This is a genomic window from Amycolatopsis dendrobii (assembly GCF_014145675.1).
Lineage (GTDB): Bacteria > Actinomycetota > Actinomycetes > Mycobacteriales > Pseudonocardiaceae > Amycolatopsis > Amycolatopsis dendrobii.
In genome coordinates this window covers 1-9,081 of record NZ_JACGZW010000035.1, presented here as the reverse complement: position 1 = coordinate 9,081, position 9,081 = coordinate 1, and the positions used below count along the sequence as shown (strand labels likewise).

At 71.2% G+C, this 9,081-nt stretch carries 2 protein-coding genes and 1 pseudogene; all 3 read left to right on the top strand.

Annotated features, from left to right (window positions below):
* Positions 1–3,001 (top strand): type I polyketide synthase (locus tag H4281_RS44910; RefSeq protein WP_182896939.1); only part of this gene is annotated, 3,001 nt, incomplete at its 5' end.
* Positions 2,994–3,050, top strand: a pseudogene (locus H4281_RS46895) (hypothetical protein); the annotation flags it as partial. The gene H4281_RS44910 and the pseudogene H4281_RS46895, both read left to right, overlap by 8 nt.
* A 60-nt stretch (positions 3,051–3,110) precedes the next feature.
* On the top strand, positions 3,111–9,081 hold a 5,971-nt coding region (locus H4281_RS44905; protein WP_446680402.1), incomplete at its 3' end, for a type I polyketide synthase.

Genomic DNA, 9,081 nt, shown 5'->3' with positions numbered 1-9,081 from the left:
GTTCGTCGAGGTCAGCCCGCACCCGGTGCTGGTGCCCGGACTGCAGGACACGATCGACTCGACGGACACCGCCGCGGCTGCCGCAGGAACGCTGCGCCGGGACGAGGGCGGCCTCGACCGGTTCACCGTGTCCCTCGGCGAGGTGTTCGCCCGCGGCGGCACCGTCGACTGGGAGGTCTTCTTCGCCGGGACCGGGGCCCGCAAAGTCGACTTGCCCACTTATCCCTTCCAGCGTCAGCGCTACTGGCTGAACACCGTCGCGGCCAGCGGCGACGTGCGCGGCCTGGGCTTGACCGTGGCCGGGCATCCGCTGCTGGGCGCGGCCACCGGGTTGCCGGAGTCGGACGGGACGTTGTTCACCGGCCGGATTTCCCTGGAAACCCAGCCGTGGCTTGCGGACCACGCCGTCTTGGGCGCGGTGTTGTTCCCTGGCACCGGCTTCTTGGAACTCGCTCTTCAAGCCGGGGGCCAGGTCGGCTGCGACGTGCTGGAGGAGCTGACCTTGGAAGCGCCGCTGGTGCTCCCGGAAACCGGGGGCGTCCAGCTCCAGGTCGTCCTGGGCGGCCCCGGCGATTCCGGGGCCCGATCGCTGAGCGTCTACTCCCGGACCGAGGGTCACGCGGATCTCGGCGAGGCCTGGGTCCGGCACGCCACGGGTGTCGTGCGCGCCGGCTCCGGGACACCGTCGTTCGACCTGGCCGCGTGGCCGCCGCCGGAGGCCGCCTCGGTGGAGATCAACGGGCTCTACGACCGGCTGGCGGGTTTCGGGCTCGACTACGGTCCGGTCTTCCAGGGCCTGACCGCGGCGTGGCAGCGCGGCGACGAGATCTTCGGCGAGGTCCGGACCGACGCGACGGGCGCGTTCGGAATCCACCCGGCATTGCTCGACTCGGCACTTCACGCGCTGGGGCTGTCCGGCGAACCGCGTCCGGGCGAGACCCGGCTGCCGTTCGCGTGGACCGGGGTCAAGCTGTTCGCCGCCGGTGCCGCCGAACTCCGGGTCAAGATCACCCCGGCCGGTGCGGACGGGGTGGCGCTGCGGATCGCGGACGGGACGGGTGCTCCGGTGCTGTCCGCGGACTCGCTGGTGCTGCGGCCGGTGTCGGCCGGGCAGGTCCGCGCCGCCCGCCCGGACGGTGCCGATTCGCTGTTCCGGCTGAATTGGACGGAGCTGTCCGGAGCCGCTGCGGACGGGAAGCCGCGGCTCGCTGTGCTCGGCGAGCAGATCGGGCGGCTCAAGGGACTTTTCGGGCTGAGCGGCGTCGAGGTCGTCCATTGCGCCGATGTGACCGCGCTTGCCGAGATCCCGGATTTCGTCCTGGTCGACTGCTCCGCGACGTCCGCGCACACCGCCGTGCGCGAAGCTCTCGCGCTGGTCCAGGCATGGCTGGCGGACGAGCGGCTGTCGGCCGCCCGGCTCGTGTTCGTCACCCGCGGCACGGCCGACGACCTCGCAGGCGCGGCGGTGTCGGGGCTCATCCGGTCCGCGCAATCGGAACACCCCGGCCGGTTCGTCCTGCTCGATCTCGATGACGACGACGCTTCGCTGCGGAAGCTTCCGGCCGCGCTGGCGCACGACGAACCGCGACTGGCGCTGCGCGGCGGCGGAATCCAGGCGCCGCGGCTCGGCCGTCTCCCGAAGCCCGCGACGCAGGATCCGGTATTCGATCCGGCGGGAACGGTCCTGATCACCGGCGGCACCGGCACGCTCGGCGGATTGGTGGCGCGGCATCTCGTCGCCGCGCACGATGTCCGGCGCCTCGTGCTCGCCAGCCGCCGCGGGATCTCGGCGCCCGGCGCGGCGGAACTGGCCGCGGAACTCAGTTCGCTCGGTGCCGAGGTCGAGGTCGCGACCTGCGACGCCGCCGACCGGACCGCACTCGCCGAGCTGCTGGCGAAGATTCCGGCGGAGCATCCGTTGACCGGCGTCGTGCACACCGCGGGCGTGCTGGACGACGGCGTCGTCGAGGCGTTGACCCCCGAGCGGCTCGACGCGGTGCTGCGGCCGAAGGTCGACGCGGCGCTGAACTTGCACGAGCTGACCGAGAACGCCGAACTCGGCGCGTTCGTCTTGTTCTCCTCGCTCGCGGGCGTGCTCGGCGCACCGGGGCAGGGCAGTTACGCGGCCGCGAACGCCTTCCTGGACGCGCTTGCCCAGCACCGCCGGACACTCGGCAAGCCCGCGGTGTCGGTGGCCTGGGGCCTGTGGGAGCAGGCCAGCGAGATGACCGGCGAGCTCGCAACGGCCGAGGTCGACCGGATGCGCCGGGCCGGGCTGACGCCGCTGTCGGCCGCGGACGGCATCGCGATGTTCGACGCGGCACTCGGCGCGGACGAGGCGATTGTCGCCGCGGCGCACCTCGACATCGCGCCGCTGCGGAGGCGGCCGGGCGGAATTCCGGCGATCCTGCGGAGCCTGGTCCGGGTTCCCTCGGCCCGGGCTGCCAGGAACGACCCCGGTTCGGCGGCCGAACTGCGAGACCGTCTCGCCGCCTTGCCCGAGGCGGCCGAACGGGAAACAGCGCTCGTCGAGATCGTGCAGACGCAGGTCGCCGGTGTGCTCGGCTTCGAAACCGCGGACGCGGTGGACGCCGGCCGGGCGTTCAGCGAGATCGGATTCGACTCGCTGACGGCACTCGAACTGCGCAACCGGTTGAACGCTGTCACCGGACTTCGGCTCCCGGCCACTCTAGTATTCGACTATCCGACGCCGGCGGCCCTCGCGAAGCACCTCCTGGCGGAACTGGTTCCGGACCTGTCCGGCGACCGGAGCGAGGACCGGATCCGGCACCTGCTGCTGACCGTTCCCCTGACGCGCCTGCGCGACGCGGGAGTGCTGGACACCCTGCTGGAACTCGCCGGAGCCCGGCCGGATCCGGTTGTCCCGGAAGAGGAAGGCGACTCGATCGAATCGATGGACGCGAGCAGTCTCATCGACCTGGTGTTGCACAACCCGGACCACCAGGGCTTTCCGGGAGAAGGGCAGTACGGCGATGAATGACTTCCAGGACAAGGCGGTCGAAGCACTTCGCCGCTCGGTCCGGGAGACCGAACGCCTCCGCGAGCAGAACCGCAAGCTCTCCGCGGCACTGCGCGAGCCGATCGCCGTCGTGTCCATGGCCTGCCGCTACCCCGGAGGGGTGAATTCCCCGGAAGCGCTGTGGGAACTGGTCAGCCGGGGCGGTGACGGGATGTCCGCGTTCCCCGCCGATCGCGGCTGGGACGGACCGGCCGGCGTAGGCGGTTTCGTGGACGACGCGGTGTCGTTCGATCCGGAGTTTTTCGGGATTTCGCCGCGTGAGGCGCTGGCGATGGATCCGCAGCAACGGTTGCTGCTGGAGACGTCGTGGGAGGCGTTCGAGCGCGCGGGGATCGCGCCGGAGTCGTTGCGGGGCAGCGCGACCGGGGTGTTCGCGGGCCTGATGTACCACGATTACGCGAGCCGGCTGGGCTCCGTGCCCGACGACGTCGCGGCTTATCTCGGCAACGGCGGCGCGGGAAGCGTCGCCACCGGCCGAGTGTCGTATTTCTTCGGGTTCGAAGGCCCCGCGGTGACGGTGGACACGGCTTGTTCGTCGTCCTTGGTGGCGCTGCATCTCGCGGTGCAGGCGCTGCGGCAGGGCGAGTGCTCGCTGGCCTTGGCCGGTGGGGTGACAGTGTTGTCGACGCCCTCGGTGTTCGGGGAATTCTCGCGACAGGGCGGTCTTGCTTCGGACGGCCGGTGCAAGTCGTTCGCCGACGCGGCGGATGGCGCCGGGTTCTCCGAGGGTGTCGGGATCTTGCTGGTTGAGCGGCTGTCGGACGCTCGGCGCAATGGCCATCCGGTACTGGCCGTGGTGCGCGGTTCCGCGGTGAACCAGGACGGTGCGTCCAACGGGTTGACGGCGCCGAACGGCCCCTCGCAGCAACGGGTGATCCGGGCGGCGCTCGCGAACGCGCGGGTGGCCGCGGACCAGGTCGACGCCGTGGAGGCGCACGGCACCGGGACGACGTTGGGCGATCCGATTGAGGCGCAAGCGCTTCTGGCGACTTACGGCCAGGATCGGGAACGGCCGTTGTGGCTGGGGTCGGTGAAGTCGAACATCGGGCACACCCAAGCCGCGGCGGGCGCGGCCGGCGTGATGAAGATGATTTTGGCGATGCGGCACGGGGTCCTGCCGAAGAGCCTGCATATCGACGCGCCGTCGTCGCATGTGGACTGGTCGGCGGGCTCGGTGGAGTTGCTGGCTGAAGCCAGGACCTGGCCGGAAGCGGACCGTCCGCGCCGGGCAGGCGTGTCGTCGTTCGGGATCAGCGGGACCAACGCGCACGTGATCGTGGAGCAGGCTCCGGACCTGGTCGCCGAGGAGACACCGGGTTCCGTGCCCGTGGCGGTGCCGTGGGTGTTGTCGGCGAAGAGCCGGGAAGCGTTGCGGGAACAGGCTGCGCGGCTTGCGGAGCACGTTCGCGCGCGGCCGGAGATCCGGCCGGTGGACGTGGCGTTTTCGCTGGCGAGCGGGCGTTCGGCGCTGGAGTACCGGACGGTGGTCGTCGGCCGGGACCGGGCCGAGCTGCTGGACGCGCTGGCCGATGGCCGGGGTTTCGCCGGAGTGGCTGCTCAGGGCCGGATCGCGTTTTTGTTCTCTGGCCAGGGTTCTCAGCGGGCTGGGATGGGCCGGGAGCTCGCGGAGTCTTTCCCGGTGTTCGCGGACGTTTTCGCTGAGGTGTGCGCGGAGTTGGATCGGCATCTCGACTCGCCGGTGCGGGACGCGGTGGCTGACCCGGTCCGGGTGGATGAAACCGGGGTGACGCAGCCGGGGTTGTTCGCGTTTGAGGTGGCGTTGTTTCGGTTGTTCGAGTCGTGGGGTGTGTCGCCGGATTTCGTTGGTGGGCATTCGATCGGTGAGTTGGCTGCTGCACACGTCGCTGGTGTGTTGTCGTTGGCGGATGCGGCGCGGTTGGTGGCGGCGCGGGGTCGGTTGATGCAGGCTCTGCCCGCTGGCGGGGCGATGCTGGCGGTGCAGGTTTCCGAGGACGAGATCGAGCTTGAGCCGGGCATTTGCCTTGCTGCGGTGAACGGTCCGGGTTCGGTGGTGCTCTCCGGCGATGAGGACGCGGTGTCGCGGTGGGAGTCGAAGGGGCTGCGGACGAAGCGGCTGAAGGTGAGTCACGCGTTCCATTCGCATCTCATGGACGGGATGCTGGACGAGTTCCGCAGGGTGGCCGACACCATCGAGTTCAGCCAGCCGCGGATTCCGGTGGTGTCGAACCTGACCGGAGCGCTGATCACCGAGTTCTCCGCGGACTACTGGGTGCGGCACGTGCGGGACACGGTGCGGTTTTGTGACGGCGTCCGGGCGCTGGAAGCCAATGGCGCCAGCAGGTTTGTCGAGCTCGGCCCGTCCAGCACGTTGACCGCGATGATCGACGAATCCCTCGCCGGCGAGGCCACCGTGGTCGCGGCGGTGCGGAAGGACCGTGCTGAACCACGGGCAGTGGTCGAAGCGATCGCCGCACTCCACGCGAACGGCGTTTCCGTCGACTGGGGCCAGTTCTTCGCCGGTGCCGGCGCGTGTCGGGTGGATTTGCCGACTTATACCTTCCAGCGGCAGCGTTACTGGCTGGAACCCGGAGTGCCCGCGGATGCCCGGCACCTGGGCCTGGCCTCGCCGGAACACCCCCTGCTGGGCGCCGTGCTGACGGCCCCGGACTCCGACGAGGTGGTGCTCACCGGCCGGTTGTCGGTAGCGGCCGAACCGTGGCTCGCCGACCACGCGGTGCTGGGGTCGGTGTTGTTCCCCGGCACCGGTTTCGCGGAACTGGCTGTCCAGGCCGCGGATCAGGCCGGCTGCGACCGGCTGGACGAGCTGACCCTGGAAGCTCCGCTCGTGCTGCCCGAGCACGGCGGCGTTCAGCTGCGGGTCAAGGTCGGCGAGGCGGATGCGGCCGGCGCCCGTCCGATCGCGATCTACGCCCGTCCCGAGGGCGACGCGGACCAGCCGTGGACGCGGCACGCCGCCGGTTTCGTCTCGTCCGGTGCCGGTACGGCGGGTTTCGACCTCGTCGAGTGGCCGCCGCGAGACGCGATCGCGCTGCCGGTCGACGATCTCTACTCCGAGTTGTCCGCCGCCGGACTGGAGTACGGCCCGGCGTTCCAAGGCCTGACCGCCGCGTGGCGACGAGGCGACGAGGTGTTCGCCGAGGTCGAGTCGCCCGCGGACGCGGACGCGTTCGGCCTGCATCCGGCGTTGCTCGATTCCGCGCTGCACGCGATCGGTTTCGCCGCATCCGGGGCCGACGGAACACGCTTGCCGTTCTCCTGGACGGGAGTGACCCTGTTCGCCTCGGGTGCGAGCGCGCTCCGCGTGCAGCTCGCGCCCGTCGCGTCCGGGTTCGCCATCCAGCTGGCCGACCGCACTGGCGCCCCGGTCGCCTCGATCGACTCGCTTGCCCTGCGGCCGATCTCGGCGGATCAGCTGAACGGCGGACCGGACGGTTCGCTCTTCGCCCTGTCCTGGACGGCGATCCAGCCTGCCGCACCGGCTGTGCCGAGCTGGGCCGCACTCGGCGCTGGGGACGGTCTTGCCGGGCTGGAAATCAGCGACCGCTACCCCGACTTGGCTTCGCTGGCGGAGGCCGACGTTCCGGACACGGTCTTGCTGGAGTGCGTCTCCGCTGCCGCGAACACCGAGCTGGCCAGCGAAGTGCTGCGGTCCGTGCAGGGCTGGCTGGCGTCCGCCCGGTTCGCGGATTCGCGGCTGGTCGTCGTCACGCGCGGCGCGGTGGCCACCGACCCGGCCGAGGACGTGCCGGATCTCGCCGCGGCCGCGGTGTGGGGTCTCCTCCGGTCAGCGCAGGCGGAACACCCCGGCCGGTTCGTGCTGCTGGACCTCGACCGCGGCGACGCCTCATACCGGGCAGTGTCCGCCGCGCTGGCCTCGGACGAACCGCAGCTCGCGGTCCGGGACGGTGAGGTACGGGTGCCGCGGTTGGCGCGGGTGGCGTCGCCGGACTTCGCTTCGGGCCGGGCGGTGTCCGCCGGGCTGGTTTCGGGTGAGTCTCGGTTCGCGACGCCGGGCGGTTCGGACGGGCCGGTTTCGGGCGAACCGCAGCTTGCGGCGCGGGGCGGCGAGGTGCGGGTGCCGTCGCCAGCCTTCTCCTCGGACCGCACCGTGCTCGTCACTGGCGCCACCGGCGGGCTCGGCAGGCTGATCGCCCGGCATCTGGTCACCGAACACGGCGTCCGGCACCTCCTGCTGGCGAGCCGCCGCGGGATGGCGGCTCCCGGTGCCGACGAGCTGGCGGCTGAACTCGGCCGCTGGGGTGCCCGGGTCACGATGGCGGCTTGCGACGTGGCCAACCCGGACGAGGTCGCCCGGTTGCTGGCGTCCGTCCCGGAGGACCATCCGCTGGGTGCGGTCGTACACGCGGCCGGCGCGCTGGACGACGGCGTGCTCGAAGCGCTCGATCCCTCCCGGATGGCCGCGGTGTCCCGGCCCAAAGCCGACGCGGCCTGGAATCTCCACACTCTCACTCGCGACCTGGACGCTTTCGTCCTCTTCTCCTCGGCAGCGGGAACGCTCGGCAGCCCAGGCCAGGGCAATTACGCGGCCGCCAACGCCTTTCTCGACGCGCTCGCCCAACACCGCCGGGCGCAGGGCCTCCCCGCGGTATCGCTGGCCTGGGGTGCGTGGGCAGAGGCGGGAATGGCCAGCGAACTCGACGCTTCCGGACGTGCGCGGCTGGTCCGCGGCGGGATGCGCCCCCTGTCCGAGCAGGACGGGCTCGCTCTGTTCGACGCCGCGCTCGGCAGCGACCGGGCTGTGCTGGCGCCGATGGCGCTGGACCTTGGTGCGGTGCTCCGGGAGTCCGGCGGAACCGTACCGGCTGTTTTCCGGGGTCTGGTGCGCATCCCGGTCCGTCGAACCGCACGGTCGGCCGGTTCCGGGACCCCGCTCGCCGGACGGCTGGCGGGGCTGTCCGCGGACGAGCAGGACCGCGCGATGCGGACGCTCGTCCGGGAACAGGTCGCGCGCGTTCTCGGCTACGCCTCGGCCGAGCACGTCGAGCTGGCCAAGGCGTTTCAGGACATGGGCTTCGACTCGCTGACCGCGCTCGAACTCCGCAACCGGCTGAACGAGGCAACCGGTCTGCGGCTCAATGCGACGCTGATCTTCGACTACCCGACACCGCTCACGCTCGCGCAGCACTTGCGGGAGCAGTTGCTTGGCGCGGCCGACGAAACGATCGCCCCGGCAGCGGCTCCGGCCGCGGACGAACCCATCGCGATCGTCGGCATGGCGTGCCGCTTCCCCGGCGGGGTCAGCTCGCCGGAAGAACTGTGGGAACTGGTCGCCTCGGGCACCGACGCGATCTCCGGCTTCCCGGCCGACCGCGGCTGGGACGTCGAGCGGGTGTATCACCCCGACCCGGACCACCGGGGCACGAGCTACGCCGACGAGGGCGGATTCCTCTACGACGCGGGAGAATTCGATCCCGCGTTCTTCGGGATCTCCCCGAACGAGGCGCTCGCGATGGACCCGCAGCAGCGGTTGCTGCTGGAGACGTCGTGGGAGGTGATCGAGCGCGCCGGAATCGACCCGCGCTCGCTGCGAGGCAGCGCCACGGGTGTGTACGCCGGGGTGATGTACCACGATTACGGCGTCGGGCCGGGTGCGGTGTCCGAAGGCGCTGAGTCTTTCCGCGGCAACGGAAATGCCGGGAGCGTCGCGTCCGGCCGGGTGTCGTACGTGTTCGGTTTCGAGGGGCCGGCGGTGACGCTGGACACCGCGTGTTCGTCGTCCTTGGTGGCGTTGCACCTGGCCGCGCAGGCGTTGCGGTCGGGCGAATGTTCGCTGGCGTTGGCCGGCGGGGTGACGGTGATGTCGACGCCCGGGACGTTTGTGGAGTTTTCCCGGCAGCGCGGGTTGGCTCCGGACGGCCGGTGCAAGCCGTTCGCGGAGGCCGCGGACGGCACTGGCTGGGGTGAAGGCGTCGGGCTGCTTCTGGTCGAGCGGCTTTCTGACGCCCGGCGCAACGGACACCAAGTACTGGCGGTGGTCCGTGGCAGTGCGGTGAACCAGGACGGTGCGTCGAACGGCC